Here is a 21,320-nt window from a genome sequence, read left to right as displayed (position 1 = left end):
CCCCATTCGCGCGCCGCCGAATCGGAGTCACGAGGGGCCGTCGTGGTCGGCGGCGGCGGCGCAACTGCGACGAAGGGCTGCGCGGGTGGCTCTGAAGGCGCGGGACCAGTAGCCAGTTGAGCGGAGGTGCGAGGTGCGCTGGACGCAGGTGCGGACGACAACGTGGCGCTAGACCCGCCTCCCTCCAGGCGGACAGGATGACTCCGCTCAAGGTGGGCCTGCTCAGGCGGAGGCGGCGGAACCGACGTCTCCGCCGGTGTCTCGCTGGCGACCTGTAGGGGAGCGAGCACCTCACGCTCCTCAGGCAGAGGGTGGGCACGGAATGCCCGTGCGAGGAAGAACACAGCGACGGCCGCGAGTGTGGCCAGGGAAGTCGTTCGGATGTAGCGAGTCGCGTTGACCATGGGCTACTCCCTTGTCACGTAGGTGGTCTTGCTTGCACCCGCGGCTCTGGCCGCCCGCGCGATGCGGTCGAACGCCGAGAAGTCAGTGCCCTTGCCGACACCGATGACCACGGGGGCTCCATCGCCAACGGAGGCGCCGATGGCCGCAGTCCAGGCCGCCGGAACATCGAGGCCAAAGTCGCGGCCTGCCACTCTAACCGTGCTGCCCCTGATCTCGACCTGCACGGGGGGAGGTCCGTCGTCCGCCAAGCCACCGCCCGCGGCGCGGACTTGCCGGGCCGAGTCGGTGCGCGGGGCGGAGGTGATGGTGAGAGCGCCGAGCAGAGCGAGCGCGAGGGTGACGGCGACGTTGCAGCTCATGGCATCGGCCGCGATCCATCCGGTAGCGGCGTCTTCATCAGGGGTGTCCATGGCGCTCTCCTTGGGTGGCGATCGATGTGGGGGCCGGCGCGCTGTGGTTCAATGCAGCGCCCACCACTTGGTGAGTCAACGTACCGGGAACGGGCTTGGGTGCCGCCAGCGTGATGACATCTCCTCGGGGAGGGTGACCGCTCGAGGCCCGCGTCGAGTCACCGTGCGGGACAGCGCGGCGCGATGGTGACGGGGCTGCGCTCGGCGGGGTCGTCAGGCTCTGGGCCTGCTCCGCCCGGCGCGCGCACTGCACGCCCTGGAGTAAGGCTTTCAGGGTGGGCGACTTGAGCATCTTGGCGGGGAAGAAACGTGACTGCACTGCGCGGACGATGGCGTATGGCACCATGATCCCAGCGAACGCCAGGAGGCTGGCCGCGAGGCCCGCGAAGAGCTCGTCGGACCCTCGCGCTTGACCGTTGAGGAGCACCAGGCCGATGCTGAGGGCGTTCAGGGCAAGCCCGGCGATGGGCAGCACGCCGAAGAGTTGGAACCAGCCGGACAGGGAGGCGAGGGCGTTGGCAATGAAGTGATCCACGTGCGACTCGGCGTGTTCCGCGAGCTCTGGGTGTTGGAGGGACTGGACGAGCGCCACGAGCGGTGGGTATTGGCTCGATAGCGAAGCGAGTTCCGACGTGATGGCGATCCACTCCGCCCGGTCTTGGCTCTTGGACGCAGCAACAACTCGTGCGAGCCAATCCCGAAAGATGGGCTCCGCGGCACGGATGGCCCTGACGTTGGCGACGGTGGCCCAGACAAGTCCCGTCGCGACTGCAAAGGTGGAGAGGACTGCGGCCGCCTTGATGAACGTCACGGTGGTCATAAACCAGTCGGGGAGGGCAGGCGTCGTGGTGGCGAGCGCAGCGAGCGGCATGGTGGCCTCCGTGGGCAGTGAGCGGATGGCGGAGAACGGGCGGAGAAAACCAGGCGCGCCGTTCCCGCGGCGGGCCCGATGGGGTTACCTGGTCGGCGAGTTGCCCGTGGCGGCCACGGGCGCGGCCCCGGCCTCAAGCCGGTCGACGCGATTCTCGATCGCGTCCATCCGGCGGGCGATCATCGTGATCAGCTCGAGCTGCTTCGAAAGCAGCGGCGATGTGGCCGTGGTCGTCTCGGTCGCGGGGGTCACCGTCGCGGTCGGCTGAGAAGACGTGTCGACGGCGCACTGCGCGGCCAGGATGGACGTGGGCGTCTGACCCAACGTGTGCAGGTCACGCGGGAGCTTGCCAAGTTCGTCACGCAACTCCTGGATCGCGCGGCGGATGTCCTCCGAGAGCCGGGCGCGATTGGCGGCGGGGTCGTAGTCGCCCGCGAGGGAGTTGAGGCGCGCGATGTCGGTGTTGAGGGCCTCGCGGCCGGCCGCGGCAGTGGGCGCCGCGTCAAGCCCGGCGCCGGGCGCAGTGTTCGTACCGGAGCTGGCGGGGGCCTGAGCCGGGGGCTGATGGGAAACACGCGGCTCGGTTGCCGGTGCCTGAGCGGCCGCGCGCGGGTCGCCGGGCTGGGCCGGCGACTGCGCGACGGCGCACGCGGTGAGCACGAGCGACGGGACGACGGGGAACACGGTGGTCAAGAGAGACTTCATGAGCGAACCTCCTATCCGTGGGTGCGGGTGTGAATGCGGCCGTGAGTGGCCGGGTGTCGGGGTGGACTACTTGGGCGGCGCCGATGGGGACGGGTCGGACGCGATCTGCTGGACGAGGGCGGCCCACTCGAGGAGCTCGCGCGCCTCCTGGTCGAGTTCTGGGGGCTGGGGAGCGGGGGTCTGTTTGATCACCGGCGCGGGGGGCGCGGGGGGCTGCTTCTTCTTCTCGCAGCCCACGATGCATGCGACCAGCCAAAGGAGGACGAGAAAGGTGGTGTGACGAGACATTGTGATTCACTCCTTGGGATGAGCAGCCTCCGTGGAGGCCGGCTGGGTCTTGGGGGCAGCGAGGGCTTTGTCGACAGCGGCGAGCAGTTCCGCGAAGCTCATGGACTTGTTCATGTCGATGCCGAGGTCTGGGTCGAGGCCGGGGATGGCGAACGTGGCCGAGCCGGCGCTGATGGACTGCCACGCCGCCGCGTCGCTGGCAGTGGCCTTGGCGAACTGCGACTCGATGACGGCCTCGTGCTGGCGGCTCCGCGCCTTGAGGTCGCGGCGCTGTGCCGCGGCGAGGCGCCGGCCGAACGTGGCGGCGAACCGCTGGACGCGCATCCCCTCGGCGCGGCTTGCCTCGGCGATGCTGAGAGTGAGGTCGCGCGAGCGGTCCAGGAGGGTCAGCTCGCGCTCGCAGTCGGCGAGTTCCTGCTGATAGTCCGCCAGGTCGGCGCGGGTGAGGGCCTCGTCCTCGTCCGCGGCCCTGAGCAAGCGGATGATGGCCGAGACCTTGCGGGCGATCTCCGGTGGAACGGGGTGCGCTGAGTCGGTGACGCCAGTCTGGACCATAGCGGTCCGTGCCTCGGCCAGCGCCTCGCGGACCAGCCGAGTGTTCTCGCGGGTGGCGGTGGTGGACGTCTCGTTGGACGCGACGGCGGCCTGGAGGGCGCCGCGGAAGGCGAGTTCCAGCTGGTAGACGGCGTCGATCTTCTCGAGCCGCGAGCTCGCAGCGGTGGCGGTCTCGTCGCTACCGGACTTCATCGCCGCCAGTGCGTCGGTGAGGGCCTGCCTGAGTTCCCCCTTGATGGCGGCGTTCTTGGGATCGGCGCGGAGGCGGGCGGCGAGATCGCGCACACGGTGGGCCGCAGCGGTCTTCGTCGTGTCCTGGTCGGCCATCTTCCCGGCCAACAGATCGCCGGAGCTTGCCATCGCTGTGTAGGCGGCATCCGACGGCTCCTGGGGTGTGATCGGCGGCAGGGTCTGAACCTCCGTGGCGGCGGTGGGCTGGCTCTGCGCGCTTGTCGGTGCCGCATCGAAGGCGAAGAGCAGTGCGGTGAGCACCGCGGCGAAAGCCGTGCCGCGGCTCTGGTTCAACGTTGTGCAGACCATTGTTCTACCTCCTTTTTCAACGAGTGCAGGTCGAGGGAATACGCGGGGGGCAATCGACCCCCCCGGCGTGGGCCGAAGGGGGCCCGTAGAGTCAGCGGTTGAAGATCGAATTGGACCCGCCGAGCAGGCCAGAGGAGCGGCCGATGGTGGAGAAGGGGCGGCGATCCAGCCAATCGCGCACCATCCCGCAGCTATCGAGGACAGCCCCGTCGTTGCGCACGCTGCCCGAGGAGAAGCCGTAGTTGCCGACGAGGTCGTGGCCCTTCAGGCGGCCAACCTCCATGCCGAGGCCGTTGTAAACCTTCTGTCCGCCGTAGTAGCACGGCTTGTCGCCGATCGTGTGCAGTCCGCTGCCGAACGACGAGAGACCCGAGTTGCCAGAGTTGAGCAGATCCATCGGACACTTCCTTTCTGACTCGGCCAGCCGCGATCTGGCCCGATCCTGGTTTTGCGTCGCGGTCCACCGAAGGGCTCCAACGCGGAGCCGTTTCCAGGGGTGTGCAGACACCGGTAGCCGACAGCAAGGACACGCCGCAATCCGCGCGCACAACCACCCTTTCGTGGCCAGCACTGCGTTTGAGGGCGAGAAATGTTTTTGCAGGTCTACTGGTTCTGGGACGCAGACGCCCGCGATTCCGGCGGCAATTACGCCAAGCTGTACGCGCCGCCGCATAGCTGTCCGTCCGGACAGATTTTCGAACGTGCCGGACACTTTTTCTAGGACGTTCAGACATCCTGACGGCGGGTTCCAGCCAAGAATCGCACTTTTTGCGAGAACCAGACTCAATCGGAAGAGCGATCTGACGCGTGTTTGCGGCTTCAGTCGCGCAAACGGCATGCGTCGCTCAGGGCTGTCTCAGGGTTGGGGTAGAGGCGGCGGGCGAATCGACTCAGCCTCAGGCGCTCGTCGGAAGGACAAAGGCATGCCCCCCATCGCAACCGTATTGGTTCTGCTAGCGGTACTGCTTCCTGGCCTCCTGTACTTCGGATTGGCGATCCGGGAGCACCGGTTTGTCGTGTCCATCCGCGACTTCTTCCCGCTGACTCGATACGTCAGCGCCAGCGCCTACTCCCGTTCGACGGTGACCGCCGGCATCAGCCTCGCGACGGTGATCCTCGCGCTGGTCAACCTCGCGCCATTCCTTGGCATCTCGCTTCTGACGACGATCGGGTCCTATGCCGCCGGTTTCATCGTCCTCTATTTCGCGGCTCCGGCCATTCTGGCGCGCAATCCGGAGAACAAGACCCTCCAATCTTTCCTTGGTCACGAGTACGGCAACCGCCGCGTGCGCTCTGTCTCAGTCGCGTTCACGTTCATTGGATACGTCGCGATCTTCAGCATGGAACTCTTGGTTGGCGTCACCATTCTGGAACCGTTTGTAGGCGATTGGGTGCTCGCGTTCTCCGTGACGTACCTCCTGTTCATCATCGGCTATTCCCTAATCAGCGGGTACCGGTCGATCGTGGCGACAGAGCAATGGCAGTTTCGCTTCATCGTCGTGGCGGTGTTGATGCTTCCTGTCTTTCTCTTCATCCTGATCTGGCGTTCTCCACAGACCGTAGGGATCGGGAAGATCACATCAGAGATCTTCGGATCCTGGAATGCGGGATGGGCGTTCGTGCTCGGCATCATCGCCATGAACCTGCCCGCGGCGATCAGCGACTCGGGCACGTGGCAGCGGCTCTGCTCAACACGTTCAGTAGATCATGCGCGGCGAGGGCTGCTTTCAGCAATCCCCTTCTTCGTGCTTCTGTGGGGCACACTCATCATCGTCAGCTGCTACATTGCGAAGGTCGCAGTCGCTGGGCACTCCTTTGACCCGGCGACTGGTTCGCTGATGGCATTCATCCTGACCTCGTTGGCGGCGAACGGCACGCTCGGCCTGCTCGTGCTCTTCGTGTTCATGCTGGGGCTCTGTGCGGCCATGATCACGACGGCGGACAGCCTTCTACTAGTGGCCGCCCAGATGCTTGTGCTGGACGTGATGGGCGTTCAACCGGACACGGTATCGCCGGACCGAGGCATCCGGGTCTCGCGGATCACGCTGGCCATTACCGCGGTTGTGTCGTTCGTGGTGTTCGTGGCGTTTCGACTCCTGCAGTTTGATGTTGTTCAACTCATCTTCGCGATCTACGGGGCGCAGCTCGCGCTCGTCCCGGCGGTTGCCGCAGCTCTGTTCCTCCACCGGCGGTTGGAGCTGCGCAAGGCAGGAACCGCGGCTGCCCTCTCGGTGCTCGCCGGCTTTTCTGGCGCCTGGGGGAGTGCCATTTACGGCAAGACTTCTGGGCAGACTGCCTGGATGTACAACGCGCCGGCCATTGCACTCGGGGGGGCAGTGTTGGTCTTTGCGGTGGCTACGCTTCCAGCCTGGCGTGCGTTCCGCAGGCCGGGCCTGCCCGATCGCCCCGAATCACGCGAGTTGGGCCCGTCGCTCGGAAGCGAGGACGTTGGGTAGAATGACCCCGATGTGCACGCCACTTGCCCCCTCGCCCTATCGGTTGCAAAACGCCGGCTGAACGATGGACGAACGCACGCTCCAGCAACTTGCCGAGGCGCTCGCGCCGTTGATTCGTCCGGCACTGCGCCGCTACGGCGGAACCCTCTCTCTTCCGAGTGGAATCCTCGGTCTGCAGTTCCGATTGGACTCGTTGGGTATTGACTTCCATATGCTCTTCGCGGAGTTCATCGGAGGCGTTGAGGCCTCATTGGAGTTAGAACGCGAAGGTACGCACCATCATCAATACGTGAAGCGCCCGCTTAATAGCTTTTCGTACGCGCTTCTGCATCCCGATGATCTCGCTCAGCCCGCATCGCTCGATCTCAACACGGTTCGCTTGGAGCGTGCTGAGGTCGAGCAACCCCTAATCAGGCTCTTCGGTCCCCCGACGACCTGGCCCAAGCCAATCCATCTGTGGCGATCCTGGCTCAAGCCTGAGCACACGATGCTCTACTACATCCCGCAGCATCAGGGCGCGGGATCGCCCGCCTGTGAGTCATGGCAGCGAGCTGTCGCGGCAGGGTGGTTCTTGTCCGATCTGCTGCGGGCCGCGGCGCAGTTCAGCCTGGCGCGTGGCCACCTCGCTTGCGATCACATCACAATAGTCGTCAACTCATTGCCAGGGCCGACCGTATGGGACCTGGATACGGAATCGAGCGTGGAGTCGCTCGCAAGGCACCGCGACGCGGCTGGCGCGGCAAGCTACCGGTTCCTTCTCGATTCACCCGCAGCATTCAAGATGACGTGTTCGGCGGTGCGCGACGGCGCTCCTCCAAGGCAGTTGCTCGAACTGAGCGCTCGTCCGGGTGCGCAGCTCTTGGGTATGAACGGCAAGAGCTATCAGTTGCTGGACGGCTCGCCCGGCGAGTTCGCAGACAGGCGGGCCGTGCTATTCATGTTGATGTCGTCGTGGGCCAGCCGCAAGGCCGGTCGGGACCAGCCGGTGCCGCTGAAAGCGCTGTATGCAGCGATCTTCGGTGACAGCGCACTGGAGAGTTCAAATGGTCGCAGCGCTGGCCTGGCGCGTAACAAGCTGCAGAAGGCGATTGCCCGTGCGGACGAGTGGCTTCGTGAGGTCTTGTACGGTGTGGCAAAAGGTACAAACGCGTTCTTCATTGGAGAGCAATCGGGTTATCGTCTGTATAACCGAGTGACTGCTACCGCAGCATTCGAGTCCGCCGTGGAAACGCCACGGCAGAATGACCCTATGGCGAAGGCACTGCAGACGACACTCCTTGAGTGTGTGCTGATGGACGGGGCTCGAGCGAGTCGCGAAGGAGTTCGAGGAGTCAACAAATCGGGCGCGGGCACCGATGAAGAGGACAACGCGTCCGATGATTGACACGGCGTCACCATCTCCCCAGGTTCAAGTGATTCAGTCGGAGACTCACGGGCGTCTCGTCTCACGATTCCTGAATGGCGAGAGGTTCAATTGCTGGATTGGACTGAGTCCCTCCACATCGTCGGTCAACCGCGCTCGCCTGGAGCAGATCGTGAACTGGGTTTGCGCACGATCGGATGACGTGCTCATCGTCGAGGGGAGCTTTCCGGATCGGTGGAACATCATGGCGGAGAAAGCGCTGCCGGAGGTGGTGGCCGAGGGCGAAGCCCGCGCTGGCCTACCTCGTTTTCGCCGACGTCTAGATGACATTGTTGCTCGGTTAGGGGCCAACGCACGCGTCCGCCTGCTCAACTGGGAAGAGACGTTGCAGACGATCGAGTACAAGCGGCTACGGCACGACCTCTCGGCATTCATCACGGTGACCCCACGATTCGCAATGGCGGTTGAGGAGGCATCACGGGATTACCTTGAGCGGCGTGGCAAGCGGTCTGACTTGGATGATGCCCCACGCCGCCGCCTGTGGTTGCAATACATGGTTGAAGAGTTGGCCATGTTCATGTGGTTGTACCAGAGCGGGTACATGATTGAGGTGTATCCCGGGCGCGATCTCGAACTCATGCAGCTGATCTCAGAGGGCGCATTTCCCGGGATTCCTGTCGCGTGTCCAAATCGCACCCATATCGGCATCGAGGTGTCAGAGCGGTGATCAGGCCCGGGAACCAAGGCGATGTTGGCGACGTACTGCGAATCCTCGCGGCATGGCCAACCCACTATCTTCGAGATGCGTATCCCCTGGTTAAGGCAGACTTTCTTGCGCTTCCGAGCCGCGTGTTTGAGGAAGACGGCAGACTCGTAGGATTCCTGGTGTGGGTTGCACATGCATTCGAGATGGAACTGCTGTGGATGGCTGTTGATCCGCAGAGCACGCGGCGAGGGATTGGCCGACAGCTTGTCGTTGCTGCGATGGACACTGTTTGCACCCAGCAAGTGGTATCGCTGAAGACCACCGACCCGGACACCGTTCCAAACGGGTCCACACTCAGCGCAGCTGGGTTTCGCGAGACGGTGGGGTTTTTTCAGCACTTGGGCTTTCGGATTGGGGCAAGGCTGGGCGGGTACTGGGGAAGTGGGACTGATGCCATGCTGCTATTCAAGGAGCTTCGTTAGGCGTCAGAGATGCAGGTCACAACGCTTGTGCGCTCCCTGAGCGCCGGCTATGTTGCGTGTGCCATCAAATCGAGAACGTCCCCGTACCACCGCTGCTGGAGCTCGACCCGCTCATGCTGCCCGAGCCGCTGCCGGACGCGGAGGACGATCCGGACATCGATTCAGAGGTCGAGAATGAGGACGACCCGCTGGATTTGCTCCCGGACGATGAGCCGCTGCTGCTGGACGAGCCGCTTGAGCCGCCCGATCGCTACACGCCGCAGGCGCGACGAAGATCTTGAAACTGCTGGGCGAGTCGGTTGCACGACAGCCACCACCTCTCGACGTCCTCGGCGGTCGTTCCCTTTAGATGCCCAGGCAGCACCCAAGCAAGATCATTGCAGTACACGGGTGGGAGGGGCACGTCGCCGCCGACGCTGCCAAAGCTGTCCGTGTAGCCATGCGACTGTCGAATCGCCTCGCCTTGGATCCACAGATGCTGGAGACGCTGCTCAAAGCGACCGGCTGCTGCACCCGAGCGAAGGCGGGCGCATTCTGCTGTGGATTCGCGCCTGATGTCCGCCAAGGACGGAAGACCTCCGCGGCGAACTGTCTCTTCGAGCCACTGATCAGGAGTCCCGATTGGAGCTTCATCGCCGTGGTGCGTGAGCACCAAGAACGCAAAGCTCCGGTCTCGAGATGCGATTGCGCCCTCGAGGCGGTCCTTCCACGGTGCAAACGATTCAGGGATTACGAGCCTCTCAAACATTGAGGACGGCAGGTCAAGACACACGTGGGCCAGTTGGCTTGCCAGGGTGAATGCCCGCATGGCGTCGCTGAGACCAACAACGTTACCGATCAAGTGTGCGCCGGCGCTATAGACCGCGACGCGTGGGTCGTACAAGCGGTCGACTCGAAGGTTGGATGCCACCGCCATTTCGACGAGGGCATCGTCCTTCGGCAGCCTCGATGCAGCAGCGATGTGCATCGACAGCTCAGCCGCCATTGCCTTGGCCTCGAGCAGCGCGGACACGGAGAAAGGCACCCTGCACGCAATGGTTCCGTCGGGCCACGCGAAGCGCGTAAAGAAGATGGGCCGCTCTTTGGCGAGACGACCATCATGGTTGAACCGCATTCCGGAGCTGAGCTCCCAAGCCCATGGCCGCGTTGGCCCATCATCGCCGGGGCTGAGGGAGTTGATGGTCTGATAGTACGTGTCGAAGTAGTGCGCTTCAGCCGCTCGCAGGTGTTCGATGATGCGCCAAAGCTGGGTCGGATCATCCGCGACGCGTGCCTCCATTGCCTCGATGGCTCGCACCAGCCGCACGCGGCCTGCCAGCGTCGAGATATGGTCACTCCAATGCTGCAGTTCGTGAACCAGAAGCGGCAATACCCGCACGCCGATCGTGGGGTCTGTGCCAGCAAGTGCGATCCGGAGATCGTCCGAGCTAACCGTGCTGAGCTCAATGTATTGGGCAAAGGAGTCGTAGAACCCGACCGTCGTCATCGCGGGGAATGCCCGCCAATTGCTTCCGGTGAGGCGTTCCTGTCCGAGTGGGTGGCCTGCCATTCCGGACTCCTATGCCTTCAAGGGGGACTGGTCGACACTGTGCTTGCGCCCATCGGGGTGACCTCCCAAATTCCGCGAGGGGAATCCGATTTCAACAGGCCCTCCTTCACCATCGTGTTCCTGGCCCATTGCGGCGTTCCGCCAGCGCGGGTTCTCCGGCCCCGACGCGAGTGGCTCGAATTCAACCGATTGGAGCTTGGGCTTCATGATTTGGCCGACCTTCTCCAGCACGTCAGCGGCCTTGCCCGAGCCCCCCATGCTCTGCAGCACCCATAGGATGGGCTCCCGATACGCGGCCTCCGGGGTTCGGAGGCCGTTGCGGAGCCTGCCAAGGTTTCGCCGGGCGGTCTTGGTCTCCTCGTCCTCCTCCTGCTCCGCGACAGCGGCGATGGTCTGCCACTCCGCACGCAGCGCGGCCACCTTGTCGCGGAATGCGATCAGGATGCCGGCCCGGGGCGAGGGCTTCCTTGGCCCGGTCATAGTCGCGTCCCTCGAAGGACCGCGAGCCGACCTTGTTCACCAAATCGACCTCGGCGTCGATCTCTTCCAGAAGAGACTCAAAGGCCATGCATGGACACGTCTTGTGGGTTGTTCTGATTCACTCCTCGGTCTCCTCATCTTCCGTGGCAGACTCTCCCATCCGGTACTTCACATCGTAGTTCATGACAAAGTCCACCTCTGACACGGAGAGTCCGAGCACGTCCCCCAGCCACAAGTCGATCCTGTCGATCAGGGCCTTGCTTCGCTTGGGGATGATGCACTGCACAGTCAGGTCGTCGTGCTTGAACTTCATGCGGCGATGCTCGGAATGTGCACGCAGGTCGCTCATCAACGCCCGAGCGAGGGTGTGCGCCTCTTCCATTTGTGCTTCCGACAGAGAGCCCAAGTCGAAGGGGAAAGTCTCAACCTCCCTCCGGTTGAGGTGCCTGCAATCAGAGAACACGGTAACGAACCAGTAGAACAGGTTTGAGTTCAGACAGCACAAAACAGCGTCGGCTTCGCCTCGTGTCCGAAACGTCAGCTCTTTGAACTCTGAAGGTGGACGGCGATCGCCCTTTCCGTCTCGCACCTCGGGCTCAAAATTCAGAACCTGGAGAAAGTAGCCAACTTTGCGAGAGTAATAGATCGAGTGCTTCCCATTTCGGGTGATGAACTCCGCCATGCGACGTCGCGGCGTCTGTAGGCGAGCGATGATGGACCGCTCAAACTCGTAGTTGAGCTTGGGCAGTGTGCCGGGAACCAGACACGGTGCTGACGCCACATACGACAGTCGTTCGAACAGTGTCGGTCGCTCTGTGGCTGCCCATTTGTGGTATCGCGTGGAAGCGAGAGACGGCGCGGCCTCGCCTGGAGCAGCAAGATGGATTGTGAGGCGAATGTGCTCTAGCCCGTCAAACAGTCGTGACGGCCTGTCGTCGTAGGCGCTGTACCACAGCGTGCGTGAGGTGAGCAGGTCTTGGAGCGCCTCATAACGCTCTGTTGAGATCGAAGACACCGGCACGATCATTCCCAGACGTCCATCGCGGCGCAGCAGACGCAGACACTGCTCGATTACGAGCGCATAGAGGTTCCCCGCGGACTCCGTAGAGTACCCCTTCACGGTGTAATCCTTCAGTTCCTTCAGCTCGATGTACGGGGGATTGCCAATGATGGCACAAAAGCCACCGGTGGCCATGATTGCATGGAAATCGACGCTCCAGTGGAAAGGCTGATATCGCGCGTGCCACCGATCAAGAGCGCCCTCGCGGTCTACGCGGACGCCGTAGTCGCCAGCGAGAAGTGTGTTCAGCGAGCACTCGAGCGTCCGAAACCGCTGGCGGAGCCCCTGCTTGATTGCAGCGAGTGCGACAGCATCTGTGTTGTAGTCCGTTTGGGCGCGGCGGAACCGCTCGAACTCAGTGGCGGCATCAGTGGCCTCCTCCGAGATGCGATCGAACTCTCCACCGAAGTCCAAACGGCCCGCAAGAGCGGAACGCACGGCGTCAAGATTGGCGAACCCAACCAGCGTGTTGCCGGCTCGGATGTTGAAGTCGATGTCCGGCAGCGGCTCGATCCGCTCAATCAAGCCCTCCTCTACCTGAGCGACAAGCTTCAGGAACAGCCGAAGTTTGCATATCTCACATGCCTCCTCCATGATGTCCACGCCGTAGAGGTTGTTGACGATGATGGACTTCAAGATGAAGTAACGGCGGTTCGGATGGTCCCCAACGCGGTCCAGGATGCGGCGAAAGTCCGCGAACGTGTCCGGGGCTGGGGCGCGCCCCTTTCCTTCGCCAGCCGCCGCGGCATCTCGGGCCAGCGTGTCAAGGAAGCCACCCATGCGGTCAAGGCATGCCTCGTACAGCGGCTCCAAGACATTCAGGGCCGCGAACAGGAACGCCCCGGAACCGCAAGTCGGGTCGAGCACGGTGACGGACTCGACGGCCCTCCACACCGCTCGGAGAAGGTCCGGCCCTTCGCAGCGCTCAACGACATCCGCCGCGAACTGCCGGATGTCGAGGTTCTGGGTTACCAGGTCGTTAACTGTGGACACCTCTCCGGCGGCGAGTCGTTTCCGCAGATCCAGGCACCGCTCCCGCCTGGCGACATGCTCGCGCCACGTCTCGGTCGGCAGGCCGAAGGGGGCTGTGGCCGGCTTGTTCCATCCGCTCCGCTTGGACACATCGCCAACTCCGACCGCGATCTTCGCCGGCAGCGGCATTGCGCTGCCGGCGTCATCGATAACGCCGCGCCGGACGGGCTCGTGGATGTAGCGGTCGGGCTCATTCTGGAGAAGCCGCCAGACGGAACCGCCGGCGGTCGGGGCGTTGGGCGGCACGAACGCGATCGTGCAGCTCGCCACCGCCTGATCAAGGATGTAGGGGATGATCGTGTTCTGTGAGATGTACCCGGTGATGTCCTCCTTGGTGTAGTAGGCACCCATCTGCTTCTGGTTGATGTACTTCTCGAAAATGTAGCCGAGAACATCGGGGTTGATCTCGTTGTTCTCGCGCAGAGGCCGCTCGTCGAGGTGCCACCGGTACTCGTCGAAGAACTTGAAGAGCTTTTCGAACGCGGTGTCCGGGATCTGGATGTCGCCGTACCGCTCCTCGATCTCGTGGATGTCAAACAGGCCGCCGTTGAGGTACGGGATCCGGCCGATCATCGCGTCCAAGTCCTTGGAGCGCTGGCCGGGCTTTGTGCTGAGACCCTCGTGGAACAGGCGCAGGAGAAAGTGCTGGTAGAACGTCCAGAACTTGTCTTTGCCCTTGGTGGACTGAAGGCGGGTGAGGCGGTTGCGCAAATAGCCACGATCGCCGTCGAGTAATCCCTTCTTCTGGATGAAATAGCAGAACATCAACCGGTTCAGCATTACCGAGGCGTACCAGTCGCGGTCGGCGGCGACTTGAATGCCCTCGATGAACTTGTGGAACGCCGCGTGCTCCTTCTGGAATCGCTCGAAGAACTTCTTGGTGACCTTCTCCACATCAAACGCCGCGGCGACCTTCGCTCGCACGTCGGGAAGGGTCGTGGCGTCATCGTCGTCAAAGGCAATGGCGAGTGTTGGCAAGACGCGCTGCAGAATCTGGCCCGTGGGCTGGCCCTTGAACCACTCGTAGGACTGCTGACTGGCGGGTTTGCCGGGCACGCGACGGACCCACATCCAGACCTGGTGGCGACGATCTTTGTCGGCGAAGATCACGAGGTGCTCGTGGGCGGTCTTGGCGAGAACGCGTTCGATCGCATCGCGGCTGGCGCGATCGGGCACACGGCCACGGGCATCAGGAGTGCACTCGAAGACCGCGAAGTTGCGCTTCTCGGCAACGGCTCCGAGACGGAAGGCGTGCGTACCAACGGGAATGTCGATCGCGTGGTCGTGACGATCCCAGCCCAGGTGCTCGCGAAACAGCGCCACGAAGTCATGCTCATCGAGCAGGCGACGAATAGGCTCAGGATCGATGGCGGTATGGGTCATGGCGGATGTGCCCCGGGCATTCAGGAGTGCGCGTCGAATAGCGATGGCAGAGGCGTGGTGGAATGGTTGGATCGAGTTAATGGCGGTGTGCAGGGTGGGGCCATCGAGGCGCCCTTTCGCGTGACAAGCCGCCAACGTAGGTCTGGGCCGCGCTCTGCTTCGCCGGACTTGGCGAGGCCATGCACGGCCGCTCTGACGCGTCCACCGTTGATCCCCAGTGTCGTGATGAGTTCTGTGACCAGCATACCGCCAACTGCAGCGGCGGCTTGAAGCGCGGTCTGAACTCGGTCGATGTCGCTGTCTCCGGGGTTCGCAGCACTGTCGGCCGACGCAATCGATCGACCATTGTCCGTGACGCCCAAGACAGCTGGATGCTCAGTACCGTTGGCCAGGTGCGGCGCGAGCATGCCGTCAAAGAGCTTGGGTACCGGACCGGCTTGAAGGGTGAGCGTGTATGTGGCGGGCCGAGAAGCGATGGGCATCGCCCGTTCTCTCGGGATCGGGGTGACGTCCGCACCAGGAACCGCAAGCAGTGGCGCGAGTAGATCGCGGCCTGCCAGTGACATTGGCGTCCACGCGGCACGATTCGTGATTTCGCTCTCAGTGGGCTCGTCGAACAGCTCGCGCAAGTCGTCAATGACCCGCAGCAGTATCAGGCGCACACCCTCCTTGGTCAGGCGATGCGCGGTTCCAATCTGCTCAAGAGTTGCCTTCACGCCGCTTCCACCTAGTCCGAACCGCTGTTGCACGATGGCGGCATCGCGGGCGGGCAGACCTGCCAGGACGGCAGGGATTCGCGCGACTCGCTCTTCGTGCAGCATTCGCTCAAGAGGAGTGGGGGCGTCGTCTGGCCGCTCATTCAGCATGCGTCGGAACGGCGCTGACCGGTCGTCGAACGAGCCGATGTGCCGCACAGCGCGGAACACGCTGGCGGGCTGAGTCGTCCTACGAATCGTCAGCAACTCGAGCAGGCGGCGACCACGCCACTCTCCCGAGGTGACGGCAAGCCGTTCGGCTTGCCGCTCGCATTGCCGGAATATCCGGCACCGATGACTCCGACACTTGATCAAATCGGTGTAGACAGGTGCGAGTCGTCCGATCCATTGCATCATCGCCTTTGTGGCGTATGTTGAAAACTGCGCACCGTGGTCAGCGTCGAACTGCTGGGCAGCCCTGCGCAGCGCGAAGAACGCGACTGCGGCGGCGTCCTCCTGTTCCATCCGTCGCGGAGCGAACTTCTTTGCCGCCCAGGGGAGCAATGGCAGGTGGATCGTGAGAAAGGCGTTCAGGTCCGCATCTGTCTGAGTCTGCAGCCAGCGCCGGTGCAGCGCGTCGCTGAGCACCCGCCAACGGGCACCTCGAAAGAAGCTGGAGAACTCCGGATCATTATCGAAAGAGGTTCTGAGCCGGGCAGACACGTCCGACAGCGTCGTTGCGTCCTCTGCTTCAAATTCAATCGCGAGTGCCTGAATCCTCGCGACGACTTTGTCAGACGGAACCCGACTGGTAAACGGGTGCTCGCGATGTCGCAGTCGCTTGCCCGAGGGGCCGACGGCGGCCCATTGCCAGCACTGTTGTCGGAGGTGTTCACAGAAGTAGATGGCGACATGCTCCACCGCCTGCTGAGACAGCTGAGATTCGATGGTGCGGAGGAGCTTCCGATCGGTCAACTGTTGGGGCGTCAGTTCGCAAGTGAACGCCTGAACCCCTCGCTTGTGTGCAATCCGTCGGAGCGCAAACGACGTAGAACCTGCGATTGCTACCGCGTCGCCGGATGCAATGTCCCATCCCAACTCCTCGATGAAGAGGTTGCGGAACGAGTGGCGAGCGAGATGGTCCCGGACGCTTTGCACGCTTACCCCTGAACGAGGCCGAGGGAACAGATGAGGCGAGGTTGGAGGTCTCGCCTCTGGTCGTCCGGCACCGTGAGCCGTCCTTCGGCACGCATGGCTACGACGAGAGAGGCGAGGTCTTCATCTGCGATACCGCTCTTGAGCTGGCGGTTGAGGGTTTCGGTCGCTACGGGACGAAGGGGCGAGCGGTAGACATCCTCGATCGCTCGCTTCAATTCATCCGTGACGAACAGCGTGCCGGCACGCTCCTGCACAAAGCGGTTAAGCCGGTCGTAGACCCTGAACCGAGCGCCTGACCGGCCACCCAGTTGGCCGCCGATTCGCTTCTGCTCTGTCAGCAGGTGCGATGCTCCCGCCGCCACGGCCTCGTGATGCCACGCCCGGCGCGGAGCCGGGGGTGTGCCTGGCGAACAGGCGGCGGCATCCAGAATTTGCCTCTGGGACATGCTGACGACCTTACCCTCGGGATTCACCCGAGCGAGTGCGTCCACATCATCACCAGTCCGTACATAGACAATCGCGCCGGGGCCGAGGGCATCCGCTGGCGACGCTTTAGCGGTGTAGACCACATCTGGCAGCGCCGGCACTACCCGCTCCAGCGATGGGTCTCGTTCCTTGGCATCCTTCCAGATTCCATAGGCATACGACGCGAGGTCCGTCTCACCGCCGTCTGCATCGTTCAGGACGCCCGACCGTTCGTTGTAGAGGTCACGGATTATGGTCTCCGGAGCCTCGTCTTCGAAGAACGCTTCGTCCGTTCCCACGACCTCCGCATTCTGCCGCAAGCGGGCACGGATACGCGTGCGGAGCCGGATGATTGTGTCCACACCTTCTGCCGGCATGAAGCTGTAGCAGAGTATCGTCGGAGACTGCTGCCCAATGCGGTCGACGCGGCCGGCTCGCTGGATGAGCCGGATGATGGCCCACGGGAGGTCGTAGTTGACCACGATGTGGGCGTCCTGCAGGTTCTGGCCCTCGCTCAGCACGTCCGTTGCGACGAGCACGCGAAGTTCTTCGCGGTCCTGGCCGGGACGGCGCAAGTTGCTTCTGGGGCTGAAGCGATACGCCAACGATGTGGGGTCTTCCGAACTGTTGCCCGTGGCCGCAGCCACCCTCGTCACACCGCGACGTGCCAACTCGCGCACAAGGAAGTCCGCGGTGTCTGCGTACTGAGTGAAGACGAGCACCTTTTCATCCGCGTGCGTTGATTGGCACAGCGTCGTGAGCGCGTTGAGCTTTGCATCCTCGGCATGCCGCCAAGGACCGACCTCGTCACAGATGGCGAGGAGGCGGTCACTGTCCTGGCGGAGGTGCTCCGACAGGTCGCCGGTGAACAGACCAGAGGGAAGCCAGCGGAATCTGCCTGCGTAGCGGTCTCGGTAGAGGGCATACAGTTCCGCGGCTTTCGCGCGGATGAAATCGCGAGTCGGGTGGCGGGGCTCGGAGACGGCGGCGACGGGGTCTTCCGTCTCGCCGTTCTCGCTCTCGAACAGGGAGGGTTCCGCGTCGCCGTCCGTCTGAGAAGGATCGAACTCGCCGAAGTCCGACTTGCCAATCGGGAGTGGGAGCCCGTTGTCCAGCGCGTGCTGCGCGAGGGCGTTCCGAAGGATGTGGCGTTCCAGTGACAGAATGAAGGAACCGCCGCTGCTCTCCAGCCGCTTGAACAGGCCTACTCGACAGAATCCCATCATGCGCTGGCCGGCCCTCGACAGCCCATCAATTGCTCGTTGCTCCTCGGCGGTGATGCCCTGCGGAATCGGATCAACGAGGTAGTTCTTGAGACCGTAGCGCGGCAGATGGAGGGTGCTCAACGTCTGAACAACGGCTGGAGAATACAGCGTGGCATACTGGTCGGTCGGGTCGTTCTCCCTGCACTCGAACTTCACGACCTTCGGGACGCGGTCGGGGAAGTAGTTGCGAGTCCCGTCAGCGAGCGTGAGGTACTCACGGCCGTTCGCGCCGTCGCGCTGGGCGTAGTGCTGACGAATGAACCCTCGGGTGCGGCGCACAAGGTACAACTGCATCAGTTGCCGCCAGTCATCCGGATGGATGCTCTTCTCGAACCCGTCGATGGTGTTCGGACGGCACTGGTGCCTCCGGATGAACTCGGTCTCGCCAATCTCCTCGACGTACTTCTCAGGCTGACACGGCAGCGGCTGGTCGGGCTCCACGAAGAGGCGCAACTGGCTGGCAAGGTCGCCGTACGACTTGTTGTACGGGGTTGCCGACAGCATGATGACTTTGGACTCGTTCTGAGCAAGGTACTCCCGAATGGCGAGATACCTATTGCCCTGACGATTCCGCAGGTTGTGACTCTCGTCGATGATGACCAGCCTGTGGCGGCGCAGCTCCGGAAGTTGCTGCTGCGCCTGACTGATCGGCGCGATCGTCGCCCGCAGGCCAAAGCGCTGGCGGTAGTCGTCCCACATGCGCTGCAACTTGGGCGGACAGAGAATCAACGTCTCGATGCCCAAGTCGTCCTCGAGCATTCGCGCCAAGGCCGACGCCATCATGGTCTTACCGAGGCCCACAACGTCGCCCAGGATCACGCCTCCGCGCCTATTCAGATGCTGGGCCGCCAACTGAACAGCCTTCGCCTGATACTCGAAGAGAAGACCGCGGAAGGCCGCGGGCAGGTCAAAAAGTGCCACGCCCTCGCGTGCCTCACGGCAGAGGTGATAGGCGATCTTGAGATACAGCAGGTAGGGCGACAACTGTTGTTCTGCCGCCCAGCTCTGGTCGATGATGTCCGCGAGCTCGTTGCTGATATCAATGCAGAACCGGTCGTTCCAGCGGTCGTCAAACCACTTCGCCAGCTTGACGCAAGCATCGTGATCCAGAACGTCGACGTTCAGCTCTCCCTGTTTGAGGAGGCCCGGCATGGTCAGGTTGCTGGAGCCGAGGAATCCGATGGATGGACTGGTGGGGTCAGATCGAAAGCAGAGATAGAGCTTCGCGTGCAATGGGTGGCGCAGATACAGCTTCGTCCGAACGCGGCGGGACCGAAGCTGGCCCGCAAGCCGTCGAAGCCCAAGCTCATCCTCGTTGGAAGGAACGCCACTGGCGAGCTGTCGCCGGAAGTCCTCCGCGATCTGCTTGTGCAGCGTGCGCGCCGTCGCCTGGTCAACCAGCTCGTCCGTTGGAGTCGCTGAATGGAGAAGTCGAATCGACTCCTCAGGTGTTCGATGCATGCCGACCAGCAGCCGACAGCAGTTCTCGTCCGTTCCGGACCAGTGGTCGATCGGGGAGTCCAGCAAGCGCCAGCCTCGGAGATTGAAATACCCCACGCAGAAATCGCCCCTCGCAGCGCTGGCGAGTGCCTCGCGCAAGCCGTCGCCGAGGCGGGTCTCGATGTTGTCAAAGATTCGTGGCATCGTCATTCCTCAAAGTTTGGTCGCACATCGGCGTGAGCGGCCAACGGACTGTGCTCCTGCCGAGAATGCCGTGGTCGTTCGCCGAGAGCGACCGCGGCATCACGGGAGGTGGTCAGCGGATGCCGGAACGTAAGAGCTCCAGCTCGATTTCCTTGTAGCAGCGGTCGTACACGGCTGGGTTGCGCGCCATCTCGTCGGGTTTGGACTTGTTGTCCCGATACTCCTGAACACAGATCGCAACCAGGCCGTCGATAACCTTCGGGAGCAGCTCCGTCGAGGGCGTCTTCCATTCGAATACGCCGCGCGTCAAATCCCAGCGGACGTTGGCTCTGAAGGCCGCCAGCATGACCAGCAGCCATCCGGTGTGGATCTTGTGGTCCATCTTCGTGCCGAGGAAGAACAACGGCGTGTCCTTGTGCGCGGCTGAACCCGCTCGAACGCCTGCCCGCTCGCCTTTCATCCGGCCGAGCTCGAACGCGGGCTTGAGCCGTTTGCACGCCGCTGGCGTCGCCCGGGCAATCGAGTCCATCAGTACCAGAATCTCGTGGATGTGCGGAACGACAAGGGCGATCGGCGAGGGCCGCTGGTTGGCGTCATCGCGGAACGCGTCGAGCATCTGTTTCTGCTGGCGATAGAGCGTGCTGGGATGCTTGCGGCTATCGAACCGCTGGCAGTTGAAAAACATGATCGCGCGGATGATCTCCGTGATGTAGTAGTTGCCCGGATCGCCCTGCCTGTAGGCGATCTCTTTGTGACCGGGCTTCCCCTGTAGCGCCTTCCGGATAGCATCGAACTGACCCTCGAGGTTCATCAGACTTGGGTCATCGACCTGCCGGCTCCGGTTGAGCCCTTCGGCCATCGCCGGCACCTTGTCGGGGTCAATACCCTCGAAGAGATGGAGGCGAACCCATACTTCTTCAAGCGTCTGTGGGTTTTCCGCACGCTCTGAGTACTCGCGAACCGCTGCGTAGGTGTGTCCGCCGTTGCATAGCCCATGGGCGAGAGGATCGGACATGGTGAAGCGCAGACGGCCACCATCTCGCTGCCGCTCGTATTCTCCGACGGATGCGACGAGCAGATACAGACCCTGGTTCTTCAGAGCGAAGTCTGAGGGTGCCTCTCGCAGGGTGTCTTGGATGCCGCGAACGACGTGACCGGTGAGTACGTCTTTGGCGCTTCGCGTGGGCACGCGAGGATTGACCGCAAGCCACTCGTCTAGGTCCAAGTGCTTGACAAGCTCATCCGCACGGATGAAGCAGGAACCGACCTTCGAACTGGGGAGGCCCGGAATTCTGTGCGTTCGAAAGTCGTCAACATGCACCAAGAACTCGACGGGCACGGGGCGATGCGCTGTGGCGCTAGCCATGTGAATCTCCTGAATGTTCGCGGGCGGCGGCATGCCGCGACCCGACTTTGCTTCGGCGGCCCCGCTCTCGCGAGCGAAAGGCGACCACATGAGTATACCACGCTGCCGCTGACTGTGTTCAACAACCCGTCGCCCGATGCCCCATCAGGTAGCGTGCCTCATTGAGGGCCAGCCGCCCCTGCCAGCCGGAGTGATGACCAAGAACCCCCTTGGCAGCGGGTATTCGAGCAGTTTCGGGCTGGCGAAACGGGGGATGCGAACGCATCGAACGATGGGCCCTTGCCGCAACCAACCCGATCCACCGCTCTCCGCCGAGAGCCGAGAGTTTGGCGTGCGCAATGGGGCCCCAAGCCGCCTTCCGCGATGCGGCCTACGCCAACGCAGCAAACCAGAGAGCGCGGTTCGGCGTGGCCCAGCCTACGAAACCTCGCGGATTCCCGCG

At 63.1% G+C, this 21,320-nt stretch carries 17 protein-coding genes; 5 read left to right on the top strand and 12 right to left on the bottom strand.

Going from position 1 to position 21,320, the window contains the following annotated elements; all coding sequences use genetic code 11:
* Positions 1 to 407: 407 nt before the first annotated feature.
* The 6 genes from IT430_19965 to IT430_19940 form a co-directional block, all read right to left on the bottom strand.
* On the bottom strand, positions 408 to 815 hold the full coding sequence (locus IT430_19965) for a hypothetical protein (GenBank protein ID MCC6910215.1): 408 nt from the start codon (positions 813 to 815) through the stop codon (positions 408 to 410).
* Positions 802 to 1,686: a hypothetical protein gene (locus tag IT430_19960; GenBank protein ID MCC6910214.1), complete on the bottom strand. Its 885-nt coding sequence runs from the start codon at positions 1,684 to 1,686 to the stop codon at positions 802 to 804. The genes IT430_19965 and IT430_19960 overlap by 14 nt, the downstream gene beginning before the upstream one ends.
* An 84-nt stretch (positions 1,687 to 1,770) precedes the next feature.
* On the bottom strand, positions 1,771 to 2,391 hold the full coding sequence (locus IT430_19955) for a hypothetical protein (protein ID MCC6910213.1): 621 nt from the start codon (positions 2,389 to 2,391) through the stop codon (positions 1,771 to 1,773).
* A 66-nt stretch (positions 2,392 to 2,457) separates the two neighbouring features.
* A complete protein-coding gene (locus IT430_19950; protein MCC6910212.1) occupies positions 2,458 to 2,679 on the bottom strand; it encodes a hypothetical protein in 222 nt (73 codons plus the stop codon).
* A 6-nt stretch (positions 2,680 to 2,685) separates the two neighbouring features.
* Positions 2,686 to 3,774 (bottom strand): hypothetical protein, encoded by a 1,089-nt coding sequence (locus IT430_19945; GenBank protein ID MCC6910211.1) that lies wholly within the window; start codon positions 3,772 to 3,774, stop codon positions 2,686 to 2,688.
* Between the two features lie 91 nt (positions 3,775 to 3,865).
* Positions 3,866 to 4,171, bottom strand: a complete 306-nt coding sequence (locus tag IT430_19940; protein ID MCC6910210.1) for a hypothetical protein — start codon at positions 4,169 to 4,171, stop codon at positions 3,866 to 3,868.
* Between the two features lie 526 nt (positions 4,172 to 4,697).
* Between IT430_19940 and IT430_19935 the strand changes: the two genes are divergently transcribed.
* From IT430_19935 to IT430_19915, 5 genes are all read left to right on the top strand, one after another.
* A complete protein-coding gene (locus IT430_19935) occupies positions 4,698 to 6,230 on the top strand; it encodes a hypothetical protein (GenBank protein MCC6910209.1) in 1,533 nt (510 codons plus the stop codon).
* A gap of 64 nt (positions 6,231 to 6,294) precedes the next feature.
* Entirely contained in the window at positions 6,295 to 7,614 is a 1,320-nt protein-coding gene (locus IT430_19930; GenBank protein ID MCC6910208.1) for a hypothetical protein, read from the top strand.
* On the top strand, positions 7,607 to 8,320 hold the full coding sequence (locus tag IT430_19925) for a tRNA-dependent cyclodipeptide synthase (protein ID MCC6910207.1): 714 nt from the start codon (positions 7,607 to 7,609) through the stop codon (positions 8,318 to 8,320). The genes IT430_19930 and IT430_19925 overlap by 8 nt, the downstream gene beginning before the upstream one ends.
* A 158-nt stretch (positions 8,321 to 8,478) precedes the next feature.
* A complete protein-coding gene (locus IT430_19920; protein ID MCC6910206.1) occupies positions 8,479 to 8,781 on the top strand; it encodes a GNAT family N-acetyltransferase in 303 nt (100 codons plus the stop codon).
* Positions 8,782 to 8,837: 56 nt separating this feature from the next.
* Positions 8,838 to 9,062 (top strand): hypothetical protein, encoded by a 225-nt coding sequence (locus tag IT430_19915; GenBank protein MCC6910205.1) that lies wholly within the window; start codon positions 8,838 to 8,840, stop codon positions 9,060 to 9,062.
* On the opposite strand, the gene IT430_19910 is transcribed toward IT430_19915, so the two are convergent.
* From IT430_19910 to IT430_19885, 6 genes are all read right to left on the bottom strand, one after another.
* Positions 9,032 to 10,330 carry a hypothetical protein gene (locus tag IT430_19910; protein ID MCC6910204.1) on the bottom strand — a complete coding sequence of 433 codons (1,299 nt, stop codon included), beginning with the start codon at positions 10,328 to 10,330 and terminating at the stop codon, positions 9,032 to 9,034. The genes IT430_19915 and IT430_19910 overlap by 31 nt on opposite strands.
* A gap of 9 nt (positions 10,331 to 10,339) precedes the next feature.
* On the bottom strand, positions 10,340 to 10,810 hold the full coding sequence (locus IT430_19905; GenBank protein ID MCC6910203.1) for a hypothetical protein: 471 nt from the start codon (positions 10,808 to 10,810) through the stop codon (positions 10,340 to 10,342).
* Between the two features lie 118 nt (positions 10,811 to 10,928).
* Positions 10,929 to 14,420 (bottom strand): Eco57I restriction-modification methylase domain-containing protein, encoded by a 3,492-nt coding sequence (locus IT430_19900; protein ID MCC6910202.1) that lies wholly within the window; start codon positions 14,418 to 14,420, stop codon positions 10,929 to 10,931.
* Positions 14,306 to 16,138: a sigma-70 family RNA polymerase sigma factor gene (locus IT430_19895; GenBank protein ID MCC6910201.1), complete on the bottom strand. Its 1,833-nt coding sequence runs from the start codon at positions 16,136 to 16,138 to the stop codon at positions 14,306 to 14,308. The genes IT430_19900 and IT430_19895 overlap by 115 nt, the downstream gene beginning before the upstream one ends.
* Before the next feature lie 2 nt (positions 16,139 to 16,140).
* Positions 16,141 to 19,512, bottom strand: coding sequence for a hypothetical protein (locus IT430_19890; GenBank protein ID MCC6910200.1), 3,372 nt, complete (start codon positions 19,510 to 19,512; stop codon positions 16,141 to 16,143).
* A 112-nt stretch (positions 19,513 to 19,624) separates the two neighbouring features.
* The gene (locus IT430_19885; GenBank protein ID MCC6910199.1) at positions 19,625 to 20,878 is read right to left on the bottom strand and encodes an AIPR family protein; all 1,254 of its coding nucleotides are present in this window, start codon (positions 20,876 to 20,878) and stop codon (positions 19,625 to 19,627) included.
* Between the last annotated feature and the right edge of the window lie 442 nt (positions 20,879 to 21,320).

It is taken from the genome of Phycisphaerales bacterium (assembly GCA_020852515.1).
In the GTDB taxonomy this organism is placed as follows: domain Bacteria; phylum Planctomycetota; class Phycisphaerae; order Phycisphaerales; family UBA5793; genus UBA5793.
This window is presented reverse-complemented; position numbering and strand designations above follow the sequence as displayed.